The 23,892-nt window shown below is 72.8% G+C and carries 17 protein-coding genes and 3 pseudogenes; 13 read left to right on the forward strand and 7 right to left on the reverse strand.

Annotation, left to right across the window (positions count from 1 at the left end; translation table 11 throughout):
- Nucleotides 1-149: 149 nt before the first annotated feature.
- Nucleotides 150-836, forward strand: a pseudogene (locus KUM49_RS17935) (LuxR C-terminal-related transcriptional regulator); the annotation flags it as partial.
- On the opposite strand, the gene KUM49_RS50215 reads toward KUM49_RS17935, so the two are convergent.
- The 4 genes from KUM49_RS50215 to lanKC all read right to left on the reverse strand — a co-directional run bounded on the left by KUM49_RS50215 (nt 759) and on the right by lanKC (nt 7,244).
- Nucleotides 759-2,636, reverse strand: coding sequence for an ATP-binding cassette domain-containing protein (locus KUM49_RS50215; protein WP_374200168.1), 1,878 nt, complete (start codon nt 2,634-2,636; stop codon nt 759-761). The pseudogene KUM49_RS17935 and the gene KUM49_RS50215 sit on opposite strands and share 78 nt — an antisense overlap.
- On the reverse strand, nt 2,633-4,375 hold the full coding sequence (locus tag KUM49_RS17945; RefSeq protein WP_217237857.1) for an ABC transporter ATP-binding protein: 1,743 nt from the start codon (nt 4,373-4,375) through the stop codon (nt 2,633-2,635). The genes KUM49_RS50215 and KUM49_RS17945 overlap by 4 nt, the downstream gene beginning before the upstream one ends.
- 91 nt (nt 4,376-4,466) lie before the next feature.
- The gene (locus KUM49_RS17950; RefSeq protein ID WP_030045333.1) at nt 4,467-4,580 is read right to left on the reverse strand and encodes a SapB/AmfS family lanthipeptide; all 114 of its coding nucleotides are present in this window, start codon (nt 4,578-4,580) and stop codon (nt 4,467-4,469) included.
- Nucleotides 4,581-4,637: 57 nt separating this feature from the next.
- Nucleotides 4,638-7,244 carry a class III lanthionine synthetase LanKC gene (lanKC, locus tag KUM49_RS17955; protein ID WP_217237858.1) on the reverse strand — a complete coding sequence of 869 codons (2,607 nt, stop codon included), beginning with the start codon at nt 7,242-7,244 and terminating at the stop codon, nt 4,638-4,640.
- Between the two features lie 188 nt (nt 7,245-7,432).
- Here lanKC and KUM49_RS17960 point away from each other — a divergent pair, with 188 nt between their 5' ends.
- The 7 genes and pseudogenes from KUM49_RS17960 to KUM49_RS17990 all read left to right on the forward strand — a co-directional run bounded on the left by KUM49_RS17960 (nt 7,433) and on the right by KUM49_RS17990 (nt 12,472).
- A complete protein-coding gene (locus KUM49_RS17960; protein ID WP_217237859.1) occupies nt 7,433-9,949 on the forward strand; it encodes a SpoIIE family protein phosphatase in 2,517 nt (838 codons plus the stop codon).
- On the forward strand, nt 9,946-10,365 hold the full coding sequence (locus tag KUM49_RS17965; RefSeq protein WP_217237860.1) for a CBS domain-containing protein: 420 nt from the start codon (nt 9,946-9,948) through the stop codon (nt 10,363-10,365). Before KUM49_RS17960 ends, KUM49_RS17965 begins: the two co-directional genes overlap by 4 nt.
- A gap of 162 nt (nt 10,366-10,527) precedes the next feature.
- Nucleotides 10,528-10,707, forward strand: coding sequence for a hypothetical protein (locus KUM49_RS17970; protein WP_217237861.1), 180 nt, complete (start codon nt 10,528-10,530; stop codon nt 10,705-10,707).
- 73 nt (nt 10,708-10,780) lie between these two features.
- A pseudogene (locus tag KUM49_RS17975) lies at nt 10,781-10,895 on the forward strand (sugar phosphate nucleotidyltransferase); the annotation flags it as partial.
- Nucleotides 10,896-10,995: 100 nt separating this feature from the next.
- Nucleotides 10,996-11,400 carry an NAD-dependent epimerase/dehydratase family protein gene (locus KUM49_RS17980; protein WP_217237862.1) on the forward strand — a complete coding sequence of 135 codons (405 nt, stop codon included), beginning with the start codon at nt 10,996-10,998 and terminating at the stop codon, nt 11,398-11,400.
- Nucleotides 11,401-11,501: 101 nt separating this feature from the next.
- Nucleotides 11,502-11,672: pseudogene (locus tag KUM49_RS17985) on the forward strand (dTDP-4-dehydrorhamnose reductase); the annotation flags it as partial.
- Entirely contained in the window at nt 11,669-12,472 is an 804-nt protein-coding gene (locus KUM49_RS17990) for a class I SAM-dependent methyltransferase (protein WP_217237863.1), read from the forward strand. The pseudogene KUM49_RS17985 and the gene KUM49_RS17990, both read left to right, overlap by 4 nt.
- 122 nt (nt 12,473-12,594) lie before the next feature.
- On the opposite strand, the gene KUM49_RS17995 is transcribed toward KUM49_RS17990, so the two are convergent.
- Nucleotides 12,595-14,559, reverse strand: coding sequence for a glycosyltransferase family 2 protein (locus KUM49_RS17995; protein WP_217237864.1), 1,965 nt, complete (start codon nt 14,557-14,559; stop codon nt 12,595-12,597).
- Nucleotides 14,560-14,743: 184 nt separating this feature from the next.
- Between KUM49_RS17995 and KUM49_RS18000 the strand changes: the two genes are divergently transcribed.
- Nucleotides 14,744-15,244 carry a metallophosphoesterase gene (locus KUM49_RS18000; RefSeq protein ID WP_217237865.1) on the forward strand — a complete coding sequence of 167 codons (501 nt, stop codon included), beginning with the start codon at nt 14,744-14,746 and terminating at the stop codon, nt 15,242-15,244.
- A gap of 91 nt (nt 15,245-15,335) precedes the next feature.
- Nucleotides 15,336-16,250: an aminoglycoside phosphotransferase family protein gene (locus KUM49_RS18005; protein ID WP_217237866.1), complete on the forward strand. Its 915-nt coding sequence runs from the start codon at nt 15,336-15,338 to the stop codon at nt 16,248-16,250.
- A gap of 42 nt (nt 16,251-16,292) precedes the next feature.
- Here the strand turns inward: KUM49_RS18005 and KUM49_RS18010 are convergent, their stop codons facing one another.
- Entirely contained in the window at nt 16,293-17,396 is a 1,104-nt protein-coding gene (locus tag KUM49_RS18010) for an XdhC/CoxI family protein (RefSeq protein WP_217237867.1), read from the reverse strand.
- A gap of 216 nt (nt 17,397-17,612) precedes the next feature.
- On the opposite strand from KUM49_RS18010, the gene KUM49_RS18015 reads away from it, so the two are divergent.
- Complete coding sequence (locus tag KUM49_RS18015; protein WP_217237868.1) at nt 17,613-19,583, forward strand: translation factor GTPase family protein; 1,971 nt, start codon at nt 17,613-17,615, stop codon at nt 19,581-19,583.
- 86 nt (nt 19,584-19,669) lie between these two features.
- Complete coding sequence (locus KUM49_RS18020) at nt 19,670-21,535, forward strand: cellulase family glycosylhydrolase (protein WP_217237869.1); 1,866 nt, start codon at nt 19,670-19,672, stop codon at nt 21,533-21,535.
- A gap of 236 nt (nt 21,536-21,771) precedes the next feature.
- On the opposite strand, the gene KUM49_RS18025 is transcribed toward KUM49_RS18020, so the two are convergent.
- Nucleotides 21,772-23,025, reverse strand: coding sequence for a YncE family protein (locus KUM49_RS18025; RefSeq protein ID WP_217237870.1), 1,254 nt, complete (start codon nt 23,023-23,025; stop codon nt 21,772-21,774).
- A 172-nt stretch (nt 23,026-23,197) separates the two neighbouring features.
- Between KUM49_RS18025 and KUM49_RS18030 the strand changes: the two genes are divergently transcribed.
- Nucleotides 23,198-23,860 carry a TetR/AcrR family transcriptional regulator gene (locus KUM49_RS18030; protein WP_217237871.1) on the forward strand — a complete coding sequence of 221 codons (663 nt, stop codon included), beginning with the start codon at nt 23,198-23,200 and terminating at the stop codon, nt 23,858-23,860.
- Nucleotides 23,861-23,892: the final 32 nt, after the last annotated feature.

Raw genomic sequence — 23,892 nt, forward strand, 5'->3', positions numbered from 1 at the left:
GACCGGGGAACGGTCCCTGGGGTCAAATCTCCCTCTTGGCGGCCCACCGCGCACGGCGAGCGCCCGAGCGGCATCGCGCCGGCCCGCGTGCGGGCACCCGCATGCCCGCGTCACGGTGAGGGCGGCCCGTACCCCGTGCGCCCCGGGCCATGCCCCCACAGTCGAAGCGCGCGGCGGCGGACAGGCGCCGCGCGTGCGCCCCCGCGCACCCCGATGGCCGGTTCTCCGCGCCCGCGAACGGTCACGGGCGCGAACAATGGGGCAGGCGCTCAACACAAGGAACCGGCGTACGGCGAGCTGAAGGGGTGGCAGTGATCCGGGTGCTTCTGGTCCACGACGAGCTTCTGGTCCGATCGGTTCTGGCGGAGTGGCTCCGCCGGGAACCCGACCTGAGGGTGTACGACACCTCCTGGCGCGGCGCGCCCGGACACGTGAGGTCCGTGCGGCCGGACGTCTGCGCGGCCGACCTGGAGTGCGCGGACACCTACGGCATCCCGCCGCTCGGCGAGCTCCGCACGCGCGGCCCGGAACCGGTGCACCCCCGGCTGCTGGTGCTTGCCGGCGCGAACAGGCCCGGCCTGCTGAAACGGGCCGTCGAGGCGGGAGCGCTCGGTTACGTCGACAAGGAGGGATCGCCGCAGAACCTGGTGCGCGGGATCCGCCGCGTCGCCGAGGGGGAACGTTTCGTCGACGACTCCCTCGGCTTCGGTTTCCTCAAGGCCGCGCAGATGCCGCTGACCCGCAGAGAGCTCAGCGTGTTATCCCTGGCCGCCGAAGGGGCCTCCGTCGCCGAGATCGCCGGGAGCCTGCACCTGTCCCACGGGACGGTGCGCAACTACATGGCGGCCATCACCCGCAAGACCGGGGCCCGCAACCGCGTCGACGCGATCCGCATCTCGCAGGGCGAGGGCTGGCTCTGACCGCCCGGACGGTACGGGCGTCCAGCCGCCGACGAGTTCGCGGTACGGCGCGAAGTCCCGCACCAGCTCCTCGTGCGTCCCGTACGCCGTTCGCCTGCCGTCCATGACCAGCACCCGGTCGGCCCGCCGCGCCGAGCTGATCCGGTGGGCGACGACGACCAGCGTGCCGCCCGGCCGGGCCGCGAAGGCCCGTTCGGCGCGTTCCTCCGCCGCCGGGTCCAGGTGGCAGGTCGCCTCGTCGAGCAGGGCGAGCGGGGCGTGGGACAGATAGGCCCGCGTCAGCGCGATCAGCTGCCGCTCGCCCGCGGAGAGCGCCGCCGGATCCACCCGGGCGGCGGGCCCGCCCAGCGCTTCCAGCAGCGGAGTGAGCCCGACCGCCTCCGCCGCGGCGAGCAGTTCCGGCTCGGGCACCGGGTCGGGCCGGAAATGCCCGAGGTTCTCGGCGAGCGTCCCCGTGAAGACGTACGCCTCCTGCGGGATGACCACGCGCCGGGCGGCGGCCTCGGCCACCGGCATCCCGCACACCCTGATCGTGCCGCTCCGCGGCTGAAGCGGCCCGGCGACCAGCGCGGTGAGCGTGGACTTCCCGATGCCGCTGGGGCCCACGACGGCGAGGTGGGTGCCGGCCGGGAGGGTGAGATCGAGGTGGTCGATGACGGGGGCGGCGATGGGGCCGTAGGCGAAGGTGACGGAGGTGAGGGAGAGGGCAGGGGCATCGGCGGGGGGTTCCGGGCCGGGCCGCGCGAGAGGCGCGGTGGCCGGGGAGCCGGCAGGCTCACGCACCAGCCGCCGCAGCACCACGACCAGTCGTGAGCCGCTCGTGCCCAAACCGTGGACCAGGTTGCGCAGGGCGGGGAGCAGGGACTGGGTGACGTAGGCGAGGGCGCCGACCAGGGCGCCCGTGGTGACGCCGTGGTCGAGGAGCCAGGGCGCGGCGGCGAGCAGCAGCACGATCGGGAGCTGGCCGCCGACGGCGAGGGAGGCCACGCGCAGGACGCCCCAGCGGGCGAGGGAGCGGGCGGTCCGGAACTCCGCGTCGATCCGGCGCCCGGTGTCGGCGGCGACCCGGTCCTCCGCGCCGGCGGCGGTGATGTCCCGCAGTCCCGGGCAGACGGCGCCGAGGTCGTCGGCCAGGGCCTCGTCGGCGACGAGGAACGCCTCCTGCCGGCGGGCCAGCGGGCGCAGCGTCGCCGCGAACAGGGCCACCCCGGCGAGCAGTGGGGGGCCGACGACGAGCAGCAGCAGCGGGTCCAGCGAGAACAGGCCGACCAGGGCGCCGACGGAGGTGAACAGGAACGAGCGCGACACCATCACCAGTCCGGCGAACGTGTCCCGGGCGATCTCCACCTGCTGGGTGAGCCCGGACAGCGCCCCGCCGTCCGCCTCCCGCACCCCGCGTGCGACGACCCGGGCGACGAGCCGGTCCCTGAGCGGTTCCACCAGCGCGGCCACCGCGGCGTACACGCGGGCGGTGCCGTACGCGCCGACGACGACCCCGAGACCGGCCACCCCGAGCCAGCCGAGCCCGGCCTCCGGGCGCCCGGCCAGGAACCCCTCGTCCAGGGCGCGGGCGGGCGCGTACCCGGTGAGGAAGGTCTGCCCGGTCTCCAGCACCGACCAGCCGCCGAGCCGCACCAGTACCCGCCACCGGCCCCGCAGAAACCGGAACCCGAGCCGACCGATCCCCCCGTCCACGCCACCGGCCCCCTCGGTCACGACCGCCCCTCCTCCCAGGTGGTCACTTCGGGCCCACCGGCCCCACCAGACATACCGGGCTCCCCGAGCGCCGCCCGGTACTCCGCGTCCCGCCACAGCTCCTCGTGCGCTCCCACCGCCCGCACCCGGCCCCCGTCCAGCCACGCCACCGCGTCCGCGCGCGCTGCCGTGGCCGCGCGGTGGGCGATCAGGAGCCGGGTGCTGCCCGGACCGCCGCTCACCAGCGCCTCGGTGATGTGGGCCTCCGTCACCGTGTCGAGGCTGGAGAGGGCGTCGTCGAGGATCAGCAGCCGGCCGCCGTGGGCGAACGCCCGTGCCAGGCCCAGGCGTTGGGACTCGCCGCCGGAGCGCGGGGCGTCGGCGCACAGCGTGTCGTAGCCGTGGGGGAGACGGCGGACGAAGTCGTCCGCGCGGGCCGTCCGGGCGGCCTCGCGGATCCGGGCGGGGGAGGGGGACGGCAGGCCGAGGCCGATCGCGTCCTCGACCGTGCCGGTCAGCAGCGCGGGGCGTTCGAAGGCGTGGCCGACCGCGCGGCGCAGCTCGTCGTGGGTCAGTTCGCGCAGCGGCACTCCGTCGAGGAGGACCTGTCCGGCGGCCGGGTCGGCGAGCCGCCCGGCGACCGCGGCGAGCAGCGACTTGCCCGCTCCCGACCGGCCGACCACCGCGAGTGTCGTCCCGCCGGGTACGACGAGGTCGACGCCGTCGAGCACGGCCCGCCCGCCGCGCCGGGCGGTCACCTGGCGCAGCTCCAGCCGGCCCGGGCCGGGAGGCAGCCGGCGCGGGCCGTAGGCGGGGGCGGGCTCGGTGAGGACCTCGCCGAGGCGTCCGGCGGCAGCCCGGGCCCGGGCCAGCCCCGCGAGGTGTCCGACCAGCACGCCGACACCCGCCGCGAGAACCGCGTACCGCCAGGCGGCGAGCATGTCGCCCACCGACAGCCGGTTCCGGGTGAGCAGTACCCCGGCCACGGCCACCACCGCGAGCTGGAGCAGCGGGGCGACGGCGACGGCCTGGCCGGCCGCACGGCCCTGCACCTGCCACATGCGGTGGCCTGCCCGAGAGAGGTCGGGCAACGGCCGCAGGATCCGTGCGGTCTCCCGGTCCGCCGTACCGGCCGCCGCGATGGTGCGATGGCCGCCGACGGCCTCGGCCAGGGCGGATGCGATCCGCCCCTGCACCTCCTGGTAGTGCGTCACGCACCGCGAGGTGTCCCGGGACAGGGTCCGCAGGAGCAGGGCCAGCACCGGCGCTCCGGCGAGGAACACCGCCGCGAGCCACGGGTCGATCAGGGCCAGCGCCACGACGCCGCCGACCGGCCCGGCGAGCGCGGCGACCAGCGCGGCACGGGCGGCCGGTGCGGTACCGGCCTGGGCGGCGTTGCCGACGAGGCGCGCCACGAGGTCGCCCGGCCCGAAACGGGCGGCGGCCCGGGGGCCCACGTCCAGCACGTGCCGGGTCAGGTACCGGCGCAGCCAGGCCGTGGTGCGGGCGTCGACCGTGCCGCCGAGCACGGTCTGACAGGCGTCGAGCAGGGCGATCAGCAGGACCAGGCCGGCGCAGTACAGCACCCAGCGGGTCGCCGGGGTCTGGGCCAGCAGCTGGTCCAGGGCCCGGCCGAGTGCGGCCGGCAGCAGCAGGCCGGCGCCGGTCGCGGCCGTGCTCACCAGGCACAGGGCCACGCAATGGGTGACGCTGTGCCGGGCGGCCGGTGCCGTCAGGCCCTTGTCGGCACAGGTGGTCATGCGGCCTCACATCCGGGGCTGGTGCACAGGGTCCCGGGCGGCCCTCCCGCGAGGGAGCGCACCGCCCGGGGCCGCGGTTGCACGGTGCTCGTCAGAGACAGAGCGTGATGCTGGCCGCGCTGACACAGGACAGCAGGCTCAGGGTGCTGTTGCCGCCGCCGGTGTGCTCGTCGGACTCCATCGTCTGCAGGTCGAGAAGTGCCATCTCGTGTCCTTCCTCTAGGTCGTCCACCCGTGGGGACGGGGTTGGGTCACGACTCCGTCAGGTTGCGGAGCCGCGTTCTGTGGGCCGCCCGAGCGGCGGCAGGAACGGCAGGTGCGCGGTCGTCCGGTCGTCGAGGGCCGCGCCGAGCGCGAGCAGGCACCCTGCCGTTCCGGTGCCCAGGTCCATCGACAGCCGCATCATCTGGTGCCCCGGGAAGGCCAGTTGGCCCTGGTAGGACATCGCGAACCAGCCGAGCCCGGCGATCTGCTCGCCGAGCCGTGCGTCGCCGGCACCGGGCGTGCCGGTGCGGGCGAGGTGCAGGATCATCCCGGCACGGCCCTGGAAGAGGCCGGGCTGCGCGTAGAAGCGGGAGGTGGCGGCGGTCAGTACGCCGGCGCGGGCCCGCTCCCACTCGCCGGTGTCGTCGGCGACGTGGGCGAGGTAGTCGTCGAGGACCATCCCGATGCCCGCGCTGCCGTCGCCGAGGTACGGCAGCGTCCGCCAGCCCTCGTCGACCTCCAGCGAGCCGCCCTCGCGGGTCACACAGTTCTCCAGGTCCCGGCGCAGCGCCCCGCCGGCCGCCGTCAGCAGCTCCGGCTCGCCGGTGTGCTCGTACTGCCGCAGCAGGAACAGCGCGGGCCCGGTCCAGCCCCGCAGGAGTCCGGCCCGGCGCCGAGGCGTGGTGGGAGGCGGCTCCGCGAGTCGCCGTACGAGGATCCGAGCGGCCTCGGCGGCCCGTTCGGCGAGCTCCTCCTCGCCGGTGGTGTCGGCAAGGCCGCGCAGGACCAGGCCGAGTCCGGCCAGTCCGCCGTGCAGGTCGGAGGAGAGGTTCTGCCAGCGCTCCTTCAGGATCCCGTCGATCAGGTCGAGGGCGCGCTGCCGGTGGCCGAGCCGGTCCAGGACGTGGGCGACGCCCGCGAGACCGTCGTACAGGCCGAGCGAGGTGCCGATCGGGGGCGGCGCGGTGTGGTCGAGGAGCCAGCGTTCGCCCTCGTCGTACCTTTCGGCGCCGACCGCGTCCAGCGCGTACAGCACGCCGGCCGCGCCGTGCGCGAGTCCGAGGCCGCCGCCGTCGGAGAACTGGGTGATGTCGCCGGGGAAGAGCCGGTCGTCGCGCTCGGGGGTGGCCGAGGCGAGGAGCGCCTTGACCATGGAATCGCGGCTGTAGGGCCAGTCGCCGGGCTCCACGAAGGACACCGGGGGCGGCGACGGGCGCGCGGCCACGTCCCGCGTGATCTCCGTGACCGCCTCCTGCAGGAACTCCTTCGGTACGTCCGGGAACTGGCCGGCGATGACCTCCGCCAGGTGGGCCGCCTTGCCCCGGTCCACGACGAACAGCGTCGTGACGGGCAGGAAGAGGGCCAGGCGCAGGCAGGCCAGCGCATACCGGTCCACGTCGATGCCCGTACGGTCTGGCGGGGCGAAGAAGCCCGGATGGGCGACCACCTGCCGGCCCTGTTCCGAGACGGGGGCCGCGGCCTCGAAGTCGAGCAGGGACACCGACTCCTCGTCCGGGCCGACCATGATGTTGAAGACATGCAGGTCGTTGAAGACGATCCCGCGTGCGTGCACCGCTTCCACCGCCCGCTCCACCGCCTGGTGGATGCGCACCGCCCACGCCGAGTAGGCGGCGACCGCCTCCGGATCCGGGTCCGGGGTCAGCAGGGGGTGCCGCTCGGCGAAGAAGGAGTTGAGCGGCCGCCCCTCCAGGAAGTCCATGACCAGGAAACGGTGGTCGCCGAGCGTGAACCAGTCCCGCACCTCCGGCACCACACCGGTCCCGGACACCTGCTCCAGGGCGTACTTCTCCCGTTCGAGGCGGGTGATCGCGTCGGCTCCGTCGGAGGCCAGTCCCGCGTGCGGCCGCCCCTCCTTGAGAACGACCTTGCTGCCGTCCCGGAGATCGGTGCCCGCGTACACCCCGCCGCCGTTGGAGAAGTGCAGCGCCTTCTCGATCCGGTACGGCAGCTCGCCCACCGTCGTGGTGTTCCGCGCCGCCAGATGCGGCTCCAGGAAGGCAGGCAGCGTGACCCACTCCGGCACCTGGAAGGAGGGTGCCCGCCGGTCCGGCACCAGTCGACCCTCGCCGTCGCGCACCGCCGGCACGAGCGAGCCGCGGTCGTCGACGACGAAGGTGCGCGCGAAGGCGCCGTAGCGGACGTACAGCGGGCCGTCGTACCAGCGCAGGTCGGTGAGGATGTACGGCCCTTCGAAGCCCTCCAGGAGCCGGCCCAGCTCGCGCAGCACGTCGTGCAGCTGCTCCTCGTCGGCCGGATAGACGGTGACGAACTTGCCGCTGGTGTCGCGACCCGCGTACTTGGTGTTGCGCAGGTGCAGCAGATGCGGGCCGGGCACGAACTTGAACGGGATGCGGCGCGGCACGCAGTAGTCCCACACGATCGCGGCGATCTTCTCCGCGTTCGCCCGGACGGCCGAGGCGTGGATCTTCCAGCCCTGGGCCGGACCCGCCACCGGTGAGCCGTCCGGGCCGAGCGGCGTAAGCGCCAGCCAGTCGCCGATCCGCGTCGCGTCCCAGCCCTCGGGAACCGCGCGCCGCGCCGTCTCGTACAGCGGCGCCGCCTCCTGTCCCTCCGCGGACAGCCGGTCCGGCGTCTCGTAGAAGTGTCTGTCGGCGAGTGCGTACACCTCGTAGCGCTTGTCCATGCGTCCCCCTCCGTGGAACCGGCACTGAGCCTTCCAGTGAGCCCACGGCCACGGACAGTCACGTCTGTCACGAGGTCACCGTGCGGAACGCATGCGTAAAGACATGTTCGGGGAGTTTCGAGCGCGGACCGCCCGGTGGCTCCACGGAACGGTCACAGGGGCTGCGCAGGTGCCCCATAAGCGTTGTAATGGCGGACGTGGTCAGTGAGGGCGCGGCGGGACGCGGAGCGAGAACGCTGCGTGCCGAAGCTGCCCTGACCTCGCTCACGGACGAACCGGGCTCACCGCAACGGCTGCACCACCTCCTCGAACTGACGCTCGTTTTCGCGGGAGCGACCTTCGCCGCCGTGTACATCCCGGCCGAGGACGACGACCTGTTGTGCCTGATCGAATCCGCCGGTGTGCCCCGGACGCTGTACGGGCTGCGCGACACCTACGCCCGCTCCGGCCGCTCCCCGGTGGCCACCGCCCTGCGCGACGGCCAACCGGTGGTGCTCGGCCCCGGAGAACTCGCCGCCTGCCCCGAGTCCCGGCGCGCGCTCTCGCCGGAGTTCCATCTGGCGGCCCTGCCCGCGCACGGCGACGGGGGCGGAGCCTGCCTGCTCGCCGTCAGCGAGGACACGGCCGGTTTCGGCACCGAGGGCCGCAAGTGCCTCGAACTGATCGCCGGCGCCGTCGTCCGCCCGGCCCCCGCCGAGCGCACCGAGGGCGGCGACCTGGCCGCCGGTGCCTTCAGCCTCGCCATGGACACCGGCCGCGTCGAGGTCGGCGACGAGATCCTGGAACTGTTCGGCATCGGCGCCGACGCGTTCGACGGCAAGGTCGAGACGCTGCTCGGCCTCACCGTGCCGGAGGACCTTCCCTCGCTGATGTCGGTGGTGGAGGCCGACCACATGTCCATCGGCGACCGCGAGCTGGAGTTCCGCGTCCTGCAGCCCACCGGACCGCCCAGATGGCTCAGGCTGCGCGGTCGCCTCCTGCCCGGCGGCGACGGCCGCCCGGTACGGCTCGTGGGTACCGTCGGCGACGCCACCACGCTGCGCTCCGACGTCACCGACGTGGCCCGCGTCCAGCGCCTGGCCGCCGCCCTCGCCATCGCGGGCACGGTCCGCGACGTCAGTCACGCCGTCGTCGCCGCGCTGCGCGCACCGCTGCGGGCCGACCGGATCGCCCTCGCCGAACTGGAGGGCGACCGGCTCGTCGTCACCGTCCTCGACCCGCCCGAACCGGAAGACTGGCCCGAGCTGTGGCGCCTGGAATGGCGCTCCGAATGGCCCGACGCGCCCGTGCGCGCCATGCCCACCCTCGCCGCCGCCCTGCGCGAGGGCCGCGCGCAGATCTGGCCCGCCGGCACCGCCCTGGAGCCCGCCCTCGCCGAGGTCGGCCCCGGCGGCCTGGCGGTACTGCCGCTGCCCGGAGTGGGCCGGATGGCGGGCGCCTGTCTCATCGGCTGGGACACCCCGCACGACTTCGGTACCGACGAGCGCGCCCTGCTGACCGCCTCCGCGGGCCTCGCCGGGCAGGCCCTGATGCGCGCCCACGCCTTCGACGCCGAGCACGAACTCGTCGGCATGCTCCAGCGCCAGCTGCTGCCGCGCCGCCTGCCCGAACTGCCCGGCGCGGTGGCCGTCGCCCGCTACCTGCCGAGCACGGCGGGCCTCGAGCTCGGCGGCGACTGGTACGACGTGATCCCCCTGCCGGACAACCACGTCGCCCTCGTCATCGGCGACGTCCAGGGCCACAGCGCGGCCGCCGCCACCCTCATGGGCCAGATGCGCACCGCCCTGCGCGCCTACGCCGTCGAGGGCCACCCCCCGGACGTGGTCGTCTCGCACGCCAACCGCCTCCTGATGGACCTGGAGACCGACCTCTTCGCCACCTGCGCCTACGTAGACGTCGACCTGGAGGAGGGCTCCGCCTGGTACGTGCGCGCCGGACACCTCCCGCCGGTGCTGCGTCACCCGGACGGCAGCACCGAGATCCCCGAGGCGGACGGCGGCCCGCCGCTCGGCGTGGTGAGGCAGGGCGAGTTCCCGATGAGCCCGCTCAGGCTGCAGTCGGGCACCGTCCTGGCCCTGACCACGGACGGTCTGGTCGAGTCCCACGAAGCCGACATCGACGAGGGCATGAACCGCTTCGCCCACGGGCTGGCCGTCTCCGACCCCGGCCACCTCGGCCTCGTCGCCGACGCCCTGCTCGGCAACGCCCGCCGCAGCGACGACGTCGCCCTGCTCCTGCTGCGCTACGACGGCATGGCCTCCCGCCCGCAGCGCGAGGCCTGGACGGTGTGGCGCGTCCCCCAGGCCGTCGGGCAGGCCCGCCGCTTCACCCGCCGCACCCTGCGTGCCTGGGGCATCCCGGCGGACGCCATGGACGCCGTCCTGCTCGTCGTCTCCGAACTCGTCACCAACGCCCTGGTCCACACCGACGGCCGGGTCCGTCTCGACCTCACCCTCGTCAACCACCGGATGCGCGTCGCCGTCACCGACTCCTCCGCGCGCACCCCCGTCAAGCCCACCAGCATCGGCTGGGAGGCCACCGGCGGCCGAGGCATCCTCCTCGTCGAGGCCATGTCGGCGACGTGGGGGACCGTGCCGGTCAGCGGCGGCAAGCAGGTCTGGAGCGAGATCTCCCTGGAGGGGTACGACGTCGCGCCGACCGGGGTACCCGGGGCCCACAACCCCGAGCAGAGAGGCATGCCATGACCCAGCACGTCAGCGACATCATGACCAGCGCGCCGGTCACCGTGGAACCGCAGACGTCCGTGACGGCGGTGGCCCGGATCATGCGCGACCAGGACCTCGGAGCCGTCATCGTCACGGACGGGGACGAGCTGCGCGGCCTGGTCACCGACCGCGACCTCGTGGTGCGCTCGCTCGCCGAGGGCGGCGACCCCGAGCAGACCACCGTCGTCGACGCCTGCAGCGGCGACCTGGTCACCCTGACCCCCGAGGACGACGTGGACCACGCCGTCGAGCTCATGCGCGAGCACGCGGTACGCCGTCTCCCGGTCGTCGAGGGCGGCCGCCCCGTCGGCATCGTCGCCCTTGCCGACCTGGCGATGGAACGGGACCCCGGGTCGGCCCTGGGCGACATCAGCGCGGCCCGGCCCAACACCTGAGGACGACAGTACGAACGGAAGTGCGAAACCGGTGCCCGGGAAGGGGGCGCCGGTTTCACCGCACCGTCTGGGGGGACTCGGTGGCACAGCTCGGAAGGACGGAGCGCCCGGCCCCGGAGCGGGCCGAGGGCAGGACCGGACGCAGAAGGAAGATGAAGTGCCGTGACCGCGCAGACCAGTGAGAAACCCGTCGCCCGCAGGCCCGAGACGGGCTGGTCGAGGGCCCGCCGCCTGCGCGACGGACGTGCCCTGAGGACCTGCCTGCCCGCCGTGGCGGACGAGAGCACCCAGCGCACCGCGCGGCCGGACGGCGAGGGGAACATCTTCAGGGGCGAGGACTGACCGTCAGACACAGGCCGTGACGCCAGGGCCATGTGCTCGCCACGGTCCGTTCTGCCGGGCTATGGTGACGCAGATGAAGGCTCTCGTGTCGTCCGGCGGCGCCGGTACACGGTTGAGGCCGATCACGCACACGTCGGCCAAACAGCTGGTGCCCGTTGCCAACAAAGCTGTGCTGTTCCAAGGCCCGCAGGCCAGGATCCGCCTCGCGCCCCCACCAGCGGCCGGCCCCGCCGGAACCCTGGTCGGCGACTCCCGCGTCGGAGACCGCGGCGAGGTGCAGATCCACGCATGAACCTCCTCGTCACCGGCGCCGCCGGGTTCATCGAGCCGGCCCACGTCCGCATGCCGCGCGCAGACGAAGCGTCCGACGCGCCCCGGACCACAGCGCTCGACAGGCTCGCCCGCGCCGGCGCCCTCGGTCCTCCCGAACTCGGCCTTCCCCGGCCGGAGTTCGTGCGGGGCGACATCCACGAGGCCGGGCCCTTCGACGAACCGACGGCCGACGTCGACCCGGTCGTGCCCTCCGCCACCCAGTCGCACACCGATCACTCGATCGCAAGTGCGAACGATTTCGTCCTCCGGTGGGATACCCGCGGCGCCTACCGGGACCGCGTCGACCGGTCCAAGGTCCGCACCGCACCCGGCCACCGCGGGTGGCAGCCCCTGAAGCGACACGCACAGGGCCTGTCATGAGGCGGCCGATCACCGAAGCGGGCGACGCCCCCGGACCCAACTCCGTCCGTACGACGACCCCGTGCGCATCCCGCCGCGACGCGGGCGGTTCCCCGCCCGCCCCCAGCTCCGGCGAGGCCACCTGGTACGACCCGGCCCGTGAGGTGTTCCGCCTCCTCGGCGCCGGCCCCGACCGGGTGCGCCCCGTCGGTGGCGAGGCCCTTCCCCGGCCCGCCCCCCGCCCCACCCCGAATGAAGCCCCTCCACGGATCCGCAAGGAGTCCCCTGCGTGAAACGCCATGAGTTCCTGCGGGAGCTGCACAAGGTCAGCGCCAACCGCAACTACCTCGAGATCGGGGTCAACGACGGACGCAGTCTTGCCCTCTCCCGCGTCCCCAGCATCGCGATCGACCCCGCGTTCAAGGTGGTCACCGAGATCCGGTGCGACGTCCACCTGGTGAAGGCCACCAGCGACGACTTCTTCGCCCGGCCCAACCCGATCGGCCACCTCAAGGGCGGCCGTCACCCGATGCGCAACCTGCGCCGGGGCCGCAGCCCGATCGGCTACTGGCGGCGCACCACCCTCGACCTGTCGTTCATCGACGGCATGCACCTGTTCGAGTACGCGCTGCGCGACTTCATGAACGTGGAGAAGCACTCCGACTGGTCGAGCGTGATCGTCCTCGACGACATGCTGCCCCGCAACATCGACGAGGCCGCCCGCGACCGGCACACCGGTGCCTGGACCGGGGACGTCTACAAGGTCGCCGAGATCCTCGGCCGCTACCGCCCCGACCTGGTCACCGTCTTCGTCGACACCCAGCCCACCGGTCAGCTCGTCGTGTTCGGCGCCGACCCGGACAACAGGGTCCTGGACGACAAGTACGACGAGATCATGGCCGAGTTCGACGTGCCGGACCCGCAGAAGGTGCCCGAGGCGATCCTGGAACGGGTCCAGGCGGTGCCGCCGAAGGCTCTGGTGGAAGCCCCCTTCTGGGGCCCGCTGGCCAAGGCCCGCAACCTCGGTGTCAGCCGCTCCCGCGGCTGGGAGCCGCTGCGCACGGCCCTGGAGAAGGCCACCGGCACTCGCTGACCCCCCGGGGCCTAGCAGGCCCTCACAGAACACGGAGCGGGTCCGGGACCACCACAGTGGTCCCGGACCCGCTCCGCCTTGGCGAGCGCCGGCGCCGCGCACGGTGCCGGCGCACGCATGTCTCACGCGCGCCAGGCTCTGACCTTGGCCGCGGCCTTCCTCCGGATCCGTCCGAGCAGCGGCCGCGCCCTGCGCGCCAGCCGCTCCACGACACCGGGCCCGGGCGGGTGCACCACCTGTACTCCGCCCGCCCCGACCCGCAGGGCCGGTGACAGGGAGAGGAATCGGGGCACGCCGGCAGCCGGGGCCGGGCACAGGGCGACCTGCCAGGTCCTGCCCTTGAGGTCGCCGACCGGCAGAGCGGCCTCCAGCAGTGCGCCGGAGCCGTCCGGGGACGGCGACAGCGTGCCGGGGACGTCGCGGGAGGCCGAGCCGGTGAGCCGCAGCAGCACATCGGTGTCGCCGGGGACGTACAGCGGCAGGGGCGCGTGCAGCCGGCCGTCGGTGACGGTGACGTCCTTGGCGGGCACGCCGGCGAGGCCCAGCCGCTTGTCCGCGCTGTCGACGGCCAGGGCGAGACCGGCGTGCGGGTCGGTCCAGTACGGCAGCACGACCCGCCCGGCCACCACCCCGCCGAACGCGGCCGTCCGGTGCCTGCGGGGGGCCGGACGGACCGGCCCCAGGCGGCAGTCCTTGGTCCAGCCGCCCAGTTTGACCCGGACGTGGAAGTCCCACAGCCCGGCATTCATGGGAGCGCCGTCGGCCGCGACGGTGGGGTCGACGACGGCCGTGACGCGTAGCACCAGCCGGACCAGGTCGCCCTCCTTCACCGGGATGATCTCCCGGGTGACCTCGCCCGGCTGGAAGTACTGGGCGGAGGTGGCGCGTTCGCGCAGCAGCAGGTCCGCCGTGGCCGTCCCGAACCGGGTGACGCTGTCGGCGGCCACCCGGGCGACCGCCTCGGCGACGTCCCGCGGCGGACCGGAGGGCGGGGCGCCGGCCGGGTCGGCCGGGAACGTCATCGGTTCACCGCCGACCGTGTACTCGACGGCGAAGTCGACGCGCAGTGTCCCGTCCTCCCAGCGCACGCCCGCGGGCTCCGCCTTGAGGGCGACGGAGGCCTCCCACTCGGCGAACGCCACCACGTCGTCGTAGCGGTCGGCGGCGATCAGCGCGGCGACGATCTGCTGCGTCGTCTGGAGCCCCGCCGCGACACCCGGCCCGAAGCGCTCGACGACGACCCCGTGGATCTCGTCGAACAGCTCCCTGCGGTAGTCCGCGGGCAGCTTGAGCAGCCGTCGGCCGCGCATCCGCTCGACCATCTCGTTGCGCAGCCAGCGCCGCAGCAGCCGGTCACGCACCGGTCCCGGCTCGGTGTACTGCTCGACGACGTCGAGAGCCTCGCGGAGGTTCTTGAAGTACCCGCCCGGATCGAAGCGCTGGAAGCCGGCGTTGGACGCGTCGTCCCGCCTGACGTGGTAGTAGCAGACGTAGTCGCTGAGCACGGAGACGTTGTCCGCGCGCAGATACGCCTCGGTGACGAAGACGTGGTCCTCGAGCCGCCGCCTGCCCTCCGGGAAGCGCAGCCCGATGTCGTCGAGGAACTTCCGGCGGAACATCTTGTGCGGGGTGAGGCTGTCGATCAGCGGGGCGTTCGCCACGCTCGCGCGCGGGTGGTTGCGGCGGAACAGCTCCACCGGCACCGGCCGGCCCTTGCCCGCCATCTTGCCGACGACGACGTCGGCGCCGTTGGCCACCCCGTAGTGGTACATCCGCTCGAGGGCCTCGTCGCCGAGGTAGTCGTCGTTGTCGACGAACATGACGTACTCGCCCTGGGCTGCGGCGATCCCCACGTTGCGAGGCTTGCCCGACCAACCTGAGTTCTCCTGGTGGACGACCGCGACCCGGGGGTTCGCCGCGGCGACCTCGTCGAGCCGGGCGGGCGTGCCGTCGGTGGAACCGTCGTCGACGAAGATCACTTCGTATTCGTCGGGAGGCAGTGACTGCCTCAGCAACGAAGTGATGCAGTCCTCGATGTAGGTCCCCGGGTTGTAGACGGGAACGATGACGCTGACCTTCACCGGCATCGGGCTCCGGGCCCCCTCAGTTCGCTTGCCGTGGGTGATGTCGCTGGTACGCGTTGGCAGATGCTAACGCCACCGAGCCCTTTGTCCATCGTCGGCCCACCGGCGGGACACGTGGCGTGTCCCCGTCGGCGGGGGCCCGGCGGGCCTGCGGATGCCGGCACCCCCGCGCCGGTAATCTGGCGCGGTGCGCCTGCTGTTGATGTCCGACACCCACCTGCCGCGACGCGCCAAGGAGCTCCCCGCGCCGCTGCTGGCCGAACTCCCGCGCGCGGACGTCGTGTTCCACGCCGGGGACTGGGTGGACACCGCCACCCTCGACCTGCTGGAGGCCCGCAGCGCCAGGCTCGTCGCCGTGTACGGCAACAACGACGGGCCGGATCTGCGCGCCCGGCTCCCGGAGGTGGCGTACGCCGAACTCGACGGCCTGCGTTTCGCCGTCGTCCACGAGACGGGCGCCGCCCAGGGCCGTGAGACCCGCTGTGCCGGCCGCTTCCCCGACACCGACGTCCTGGTCTTCGGGCACAGCCACATTCCCTGGGACACCACCGCGCCCACCGGCCTGCGCCTGCTCAACCCCGGCTCGCCGACCGACCGCCGCCGACAGCCCCACTGCACCTACATGACCGCGACGGCGGCCGACGGCCGCCTCACGGACGTACGACTGCACCGCCTGCCCCCGCGGTAGGAAGGGGGCGCCGAACGCGCCCACTTCCCGAAGTGGCCCGCACCGCATATTCGTTGGACGTCCGGGCCCTGACCCCGGTCAACTGGACGGCGTGCTGATCGACACCGCCCTTGTACGCCGTCTGCTCGCCGCCCAGTTCCCGCAGTGGGCGCACCTGCCCGTCGCCCCCGTGGAGCGGTCCGGCATGGACAACGCCACCTTCCGGCTCGGCACCGGCCTGTCGGTGCGGCTGCCGCGCTACGCCCACTGGGTGGGCCAGGTGGAGCGCGAACACCGTTGGCTGCCGCACCTCGCACCGCGGCTGCCGCTGCCCGTCTCCGAGCCGGTCGCCAAGGGCGAACCCGGCGAGGGCTACCCGTATCCCTGGTCGGTGTACCGCTGGCTGGAGGGGGACACGGCGACGACGGAGGGACTGGCCGACCCCGTCCGGACGGCTCGTGACCTCGCCGGGTTCCTCAGGGCCCTCCGGTCGATCGACGCCACGGGCGGGCCGGGTCCCGAGCAGAGCAACGCGTTCCGTGGGGTGTCGATGGGCGACCCACGGGATTCGGTGGCCGAGGATTCACTCGTACGAGTCAAGATCGAAGCCCTGAAGAAGGCACGCCTGGTCGACACGGACGCGGTGACGGAGGTGTGGGAGGCGGCCCTCGCCGCCCCCGCGTGGGACCGGCCGCCGGTGTGGATCCACGGCGACCTCGACGCGGGGAACCTGCTGACCGTGGACGGCAGGCTCAGCGCCGTCATCGACTTCGGGACGCTGGCCGTGGCCGACCCGGCGGTGGATCTGCAGCCCGCCTGGAAGTTCCTGCCCGCCCGGGCACGGGACGCCTTCCGGGAGGCGGTCGACCTCGACGACGCGACCTGGGCGCGCGGGCGGGGCTGGGCGGTGGCCGGGTCGCTGCCGGTGCCGGACGACCCGTTCTTCCAGGCGGACCCCGCACGGGTGACGGCGGCGCTGCGTCACCTCGACGCGGTCGTCGAGGACCACCGCCGCCACGGTTCCTGACGACCGGAGCGCCCGCCAGGAGTCGCCGACGCGGGACCGGGTCTAGGACCCGGCCGGATGGATCGCTCCCGCCGTCGCCGTCAGTGGGGCGCCGCTGCCGCCCCAGCGCAGCGCGACGATCTCCGCGGCGACGGACACGGCGACCTCCTCGGGGGTACGGGCCCCGAGGTCGAGGCCCACGGGGGAGCGCAGCCGGGACAGCTCGCCCGCCGTGAGGCCGGCCTCCGTCAGCCGCCGCAGCCGGTCGTCGTGGGTGCGGCGGCTGCCCATCGCCCCGATGTACGCGGCAGGCCGGCGCAGCGCCTCCTCCAGCAGCGGCACGTCGAACTTCGGGTCGTGGGTGAGGACGCAGATCACCGTGCGGTCGTCGGTGCCGGTGCCCCTCAGGTAGCGGTGCGGCCAGTCCACGACCACCTCGACGCCCTCCGGGAAGCGCTTGGGGGTGGCGAAGACCGGGCGGGCGTCGCACACCGTGACCCGGTAGCCGAGGAAGTCGCCGATGCGGGCGACGGCGGCCGCGTAGTCGATCGCGCCGAAGACCAGCATGCGCGGCGGAGGTGTGAAGGAGTGCAGGAAGACGGTGACCGCGTCCTCGCGGCGTTCGCCATGGGGGCCGTAGTGCCGCAGGCCCGTGGCGCCGAGGGCGAGTTCCCCGCGCGCGTCGGCCGTGACCGCCGCGTCCAGGCCCGGTGTGCCGAGCGTGCCGGCCACCCCGTGCGGCCACACCGCGAGGGTGGCTCCGCGCGGCGCCGGCCCGTCGGTGACCGTGGCCACGGTGACCGGGCGGCCGTCGGCGACCGACTCGGCGACCGCGCCGAAGGACGGATCCGACTGCGGGGTGACGGGCCGGACCAGCAGGGTGATCTCGCCGCCGCAGGTGAGCCCGACCGCGAAGGCGTCCGCGTCGCTGTACCCGAAGGTCTCCAGGCGGGCCTCCCCGCTCGCCACCACCTCCTGGGCGAGCTCGAAGACCGCCCCCTCGACGCAGCCGCCGGACACGCTGCCCACGACCTCGTCGGCCGGACCCACGGCCATGGCCGCACCGGGATCGCGCGGCGCGCTGCGGCTGACCGCCACCACCGTGGCCAGGCCGAACGGTGCACGGGCCGCGTACCAGCCGCTCACCACCGGGAGAATGTCACGCACGGTTCCGCTCCTTCCACGCAAGCCACGTGGGCTCCTCTCACCCGCGTCGCGTGGCCACTGGTCGAGCGTTAATCCGTTGCCCCGGTGGCCCTGGACCTGCTGCACTTCAAGTGAACCTCGTCCTCGCCTCACCGCACGATCCAGGAGAAGCAATGCGCGCACCGCTCATGTCCGCCCCGGAAGGAATCACCCTCTCTTCAAAGGACATGACGCTCCGTGCACTTGCTCAACCTCGGCATCCTCGCGCACGTCGACGCAGGTAAGACCAGCCTGACCGAGCGGCTGCTGCACTCGGTCGGTGTGATCGACGAGATCGGCCGCGTCGACGACGGGAACACGCAGACCGACACGCTCGCGCTGGAGCGCCGGCGCGGCATCACCATCAAGTCCGCCGTCGTCTCCTTCGAGGTCGACGACGTGACCGTCAACCTCATCGACACCCCCGGCCATCCCGACTTCATCGCCGAGGTGGAGCGGGTCCTCGGCGTCCTCGACGGCGCCGTGCTCGTCGTCTCGGCGGTCGAGGGCGTCCAGGCCCAGACCCGCGTCCTGATGCGGACCCTGCAGCGCCTGCGCATCCCCACACTCGTCTTCGTCAACAAGATCGACCGACAGGGCGCCGGGTACGAGGGCCTGCTGCGGGCGGTCTCCGAACGGCTCACGCCCTCCGCCGTACCGATGGGCACCGCCGCCGGGCTCGGCACGCGGGGCGCCCGTTTCACCCCCGGCCTCGGCCCAGCCGCGCTCGACGTCCTGGCCGACCACGACGACGACCTGCTGTCCGCCTATGTCGAGGGCACCGTCTCCGAAGCCCGGCTGCGTGCCGCGCTCGCCGACGGGACCCGGCAGGCCCTGGTCCACCCGGTGTACTTCGGCTCCGCCGTCACGGGCGCGGGCGTCGGCGAACTGATCGAGGGGATCAAGGAGTTGCTGCCCGCCGCGGGCGGCGACCCCGACAGCCCGCTGTCCGGCACCGTCTTCAAGGTCGAACGGGGCCCGGCGGGGGAGAAGGTGGCGTACGCGCGGATCTTCTCCGGAAGCCTGCGCACCCGTGACCGGATCACCTTCGGCGACGCCCGTGAGGACGGCAGGATCACCGCGATCAGCGTCTTCGACCACGGCACCGACGTCCGCCGGGACACGGTCTGCGCGGGCCGCATCGCCAAGCTCCGGGGCCTCGCCGACGTCAGGATCGGCGACGCCCTCGGCGAACCACGCAAGGCGTACGGCCACTTCTTCGCCCCGCCGACCCTGGAGACCGTCGTCGTCCCCGGCCCGGGCACGGACGGCAGAGCCCTTCACCTCGCGCTCGTTCAACTGGCCGAACAGGACCCGCTGATCGGCCTGCGGCACGACGAGGTACGGCGGGAGACCTCCGTGTCCCTGTACGGCGAGGTGCAGAAGGAGGTCATCCAGGCCACCCTCGCCGACGAGTTCGGACTCGACGTCACCTTCCGCGAGACCACGCCCCTGTGCATCGAGCGGCCGGCCGGCACCGGGGCGGCGGCCGAGTTCATCAAGAAGGACGCCAACCCCTTCCTCGCCACCGTCGGCCTGCGCGTCGACCCGGCGCCGCCCGGGACGGGAGTCGGCTTCCGGCTGGAGGTGGAGCTCGGCTCCATGCCGTACGCCTTCTTCAAGGCCGTCGAGGACACCGTGCGCGGCACCCTCGGACAGGGTCTGCACGGCTGGCAGGTCACCGACTGCACGGTCACGTTGACCCACTGCGGCTACTGGCCCCGGCAGAGCCACTCCCACCAGGGCTTCGACAAGAGCATGTCCAGCACCGGGGCCGACTTCCGCGGGCTGACCCCGCTGGTCCTCGTGGAGGCGCTCAGGCGGGCGGGCAGCCAGGTGTACGAGCCGATGCACCGCTTCCGTGCCGAGGCCCCGGCGGACACCCTGGGCGCGCTGCTTCCGGTGCTGACCGCCCTGCGGGCCGTCCCGCAGACCACCGAGACGCGGGACGAGACCTGCGTTCTGGAGGGTGTCGTTCCGGCGGACCGGGTACACGCACTGGAGCAGCGGCTTCCGGGGCTCACCCGGGGTGAGGGGGAACTGGAGAGCGCCTTCGACCACTACGCGCCCGTCACGCACGGCACGGTGCCGCGCAGGCCGCGCACGGACAACAACCCGCTGCACCGCAAGGAGTACCTGCTGAACGTGACACGTCGGGTGGGCGGGTGAGGACCCGGTCGCCGGCGCGGTCGCCGAAGTAGAACCTTACTCATCAGTCAGATGTGTTGACGCTGTCAGGAAATCACCGGACTGTAATGGACATGCCGAATATGCGCGCGCGTCTGCTCGTTGTTCTGGTTGTCCTCTCCGGATTCCTGACGGCGACGGGCGTGAGACCCGCCACCGCCGAAGCCCTCCCCGACTCCCTCTGGTTCGACGACACCCCCGTCACCGTGCAGGACGGCCGCTTCACCGACGGCCTCGGCCGCGAGGTCGTCCTGCGCGGCTACAACGTCTCCGGCGAGACCAAGCTGGCCGAGAACAACGGCCTGCCCTTCGCCTCCGTCGCCGACGCGAAGAAGTCCGCGACCGCGCTGCGCGCCCTCGGCGGCGGCAACACGGTCCGCTTCCTGCTCTCCTGGGCCTACGCCGAGCCCGTGCGCGGCCAGGTCAGTGCGGCCTACCTGGCCGCCGCCACCGACCAGATGCGCGCGTTCCTGGACGCCGGGATCCGCGTCTACCCCGACTTCCACCAGGACCTCTACTCCCGCCACCTCTTCGACCCCGACAGCTGGTACACGGGCGACGGCGCCCCCAAGTGGGCCGTGGACGCCGGGAACTACCCGGACGAGAACTGCGGGATCTGCCTGTTCTGGGGCCAGAACATCACCCAGAACGAGGCCGTGAAGCAGGCGTCGTACGACTTCTGGCACAACGCGTACGGCCTCCAGGACGCGTTCCTCACCACCGCCCAGAAGACGATGGCGTACGTCAAACAGCACGTCAGCACCGCCCAGTTCGCCGGCGTCGTCGGCTTCGACCCCTACAACGAGCCGCACGCCGGCGTGTACGACTCCGGGCAGACCAGCCGCGCCTGGGAGCGCGACGTGCTGTGGCCCTTCTACGAGAAGTTCCGCGCCCGCATGGACACGGCCGGCTGGCAGGACAAACCGGCCTTCGTCGAGCCGAACCTGTTCTGGAACGCCAACATCGGCTTCCAGAAGCAGGAGGGCGGACTCCTCGACGCCGGGACCCTCGGCCCGGACTACGTGTTCAACACCCACTTCTACGACCAGAAGGCCATCTCCGGGATCTTCATGCCGGGCAAGGCCGGGGACGGTCAGTACTCGACCGACTTCGGGACGGTCCGCGACCGCGCCGCGGCCACCGACACGGCCGGAATCATCAGCGAGTTCGGCCACCCCTTGGCGGGCAACGTCTCCGACAAGGCACCCACCGTCCTCAAGGCGATGTACCAGGCCCTCGACTCCCGCCTGCCGAGCGCGAGTTGGTGGTCGAACCCGACGGCGTCCGGCCCCGTCCTGTCCGGTTCGCAGTGGCAGTGGGACATCTACAACGGACGTCACCGCGAGCTGATGAACGGCAACCCCGACAAGGTGCTCACCACCGGCGACGCCTGGAACGACGAGGACCTGTCGGCCGTACGCCTGAACGACTCGGGGACGGCCGTACTGCGCCAGGACGCCCGGCTCCTCGACCGCCTCTATCCGAGCGCCACGGCCGGGACGACCGTCGCCTTCACCTATGAGGACCGCTCCCGCGACGGCTCCACGACCCTGACCTGGAACCCGGTGCCGAGCTCACTGCCGAACGTCTCCCGGCTGGTCGGCTCCGGACAGTACGGGCTGCTGCTGTGGCGCTCCGACGGCACCTCGGCGCCCACCGAACTGCACCTCCCGGCATCCTTCCCCACCTCCACCACCACGGTCGTCTCCGACCTGGGCACCTCCTACGCCCCGCCGGCGTACACCCGGACGACCCCGGTCGCGGCGGCCCCGGAACCGGGCGCCACGGGCAGCCGCCGCCTCCTGCTCACCGCTCCCGACAACGGGGTCCTGCACTACGCGCTGGTGACCAACGGGACGACCTCGCCCCCGGCGGACCTGCTCGCCGCGGCCCGGGCCGAGCTGTCGGCATGGGCGGCACAGCGCGTGCGCTGACCGCGTTCGACCCTTCCCTCGCGTCGGGGTCCAGGCTGAACCCCGACCCGAGGGAAGGCGCGTGAGCTGCTACTCCGTGAGGCAGGTCGCGCCTTTGGGCGCCTGCCTCCAGCCCACCGCACCGCACCGCGCCGCCCCGGCCCGTGCCGCCTCGGTTCGCCGCGCAGCGCACGACGAAGCGAGGACGGAACGGGCCGGGGCGGTCAACAATCCATGCTTGGCTTACGGGTTGAGGCTCAGGAGGCCGTGCCCGTCCAGCCCGCGGTCACGTGGCCGAGGCGTACGCGCTGCGGGTGGTCGCCCACCGGGACGGACACCGTCTTCTTGCCGGTGGCGAAGTCGATCGCCGTGACCTGGTCGGCGCCGCTCTCGGAGACGACACAGCTCTTGCCGTCACCGCTGACGGTCGCCCAATAGGGCTTGGCGACGGGCACGAGCGGGCCCTCCTGGAGCGTGGCGCGGTCCACGACGGTCGCGTAGTCGTCCATCGTGCCCGCCACGCACAGCTTGGAGCCGTCCGGCTTCATCGAAATGCCGTGGTGGCGCGAGTCGTTGACGAACGTGGTGCGGTCGTCGCTGGTCGCCGGGTTCTTCGGCAGGGTCTTGGTCCGGGTGATCTTGTCGGTGGCGATGTCGTACTCGAAGAAGCCGTTGAAGAACGATACCTGGAAGTACAGCTTGGACTCGTCGGGCGAGAAGACGGCCGGCCGGACCGCGTCGGAGTGGTCCTTCAGGCCGATCGCGTCCAGCCGCTGCCGCATGTCGATGACCTTGACCTGCTTGTACGTGGTCGCGTCGACGACGGTGATGAGCCGGTTGCCCTTCGTCCAGTCCAGCCACGGCGCGTCGGTCGCCGTGTTCACGTCGCCGATGGCCATGTTCCAGATGTACTTGCCGTCGTTGCTGAAGATGTTCTCGTGCGGCTTGTCGCCCGTGGCGAAGGAGCCGTGCTGCTTGCCGGTGACGATGTCCAGCACGTGCACGGTGTTCCCGGTCGACGCGGACACCGCGACCCGCTTGCCGTCGGGGGAGACGGCCATGTGGTCCGAACGGTAACCCGACACGGGGAAACGCCAGTTGATGTTCCCGGTGGCCAGGTCGATGGAGACGACGTCGGCGAAGCTCGGCCGCGAGACCACCACCGACCTGCCGTCCGGGGTGGAGTACATGTCGTCGACGAACTGGTCGTGGCCCTCGCCGACGCTGTTGCGGATGGTCATGAAGGCGATCCACCGGATCGGATCGGCGTTGATCTCCGCCATCCGCTGGTCCTTGTCGGGAATCACGTTGATCCGGCCGACCTTCGCGAAGTCCCCGGTCGACTTGATGACGTCGGCGGTGCCCTCCCAGTTGTTGCCCACGAACATCACCTCGCGCAGGGCCGCGGCCGAGGAGTCCGAGGCGGCGCCGGCGACGGTCGCGGGGGCGGTGACGGTCAGGACGAGGGCGGCGGCCATGGAGCAAAGGTGCCTGGATCTGAAAGCAGGCATGAGCGCTCTCTCCTCTGGGGTGGGCGGGTGCCGGGACGCGGCGACGATTCTGAACACGAGTGCATTCAGAGTTGACTTACTCGAAAGTAAGGAAGGGGTGGCCTTCTCGACAAGACCGCGTACACGACAAACTTGGTGTCCCCAGGACGGGGCGAGACAGCGGGGAGGCACGGTGGCAGGCAGACTCAGGGCGCCGAGCGGCCGTTACGGCGGCAAGTCGGCCGAGGAACGGCAGGCCGAGCGGCGCCGTCGCTTCCTGGACGCCGCACTCCAACTCTTCGGCGACGCCCCCGGATACCGGGCCACGACCGTCGCCGCGCTCAGCGAGGCCGCCGGGCTGTCCACGCGCCAGTTCTACGAGGAGTTCCGCACCCTGGAGGACGTCCTCGCCGCCCTCCACCTCCAGGTCAACGACTGGGCCGAGGGGGCCGTCGTCGCGGCGGTCGCCGACGCGCAGCACCTGCCCATCGCCGAACGCGCCGCCGCCCTCTTCCGTGCCTACGCCGCGAACGTCACCGCCGACCCGCGTCGCGTCCGTATCACCTTCGTCGAGATCATCGGCGTCAGCGCGCGCCTGGAGGAACAGCGCCTGGCGCGCCGTGCCCGCTGGGTCGACCTGGTCTGCGCCGAGGCGGAGGCGTTCGCCGCGCGGGGAGAGGCGGCGCCCCGCGACTACCGGCTCGCCGCGACCGCGTTCATCGGCAGCGTCAACGGCCTGCTGCACGACTGGAGCGCGGGGTGGGTGGAGGCCACGCTCGACGAGGTGGTCGACGAACTGGTCAGACAGTTGCTGGGAATCCTGCGGCCGCCGGGGTGGGTGCCGGGGGCCGGCTAGGGGTGGGGGCGTGTGTCGTGGAACGGCGGCCG

The organism is Streptomyces sp. AC555_RSS877 (genome assembly GCF_019049245.1).
In the GTDB taxonomy this organism is placed as follows: Bacteria; Actinomycetota; Actinomycetes; order Streptomycetales; family Streptomycetaceae; genus Streptomyces.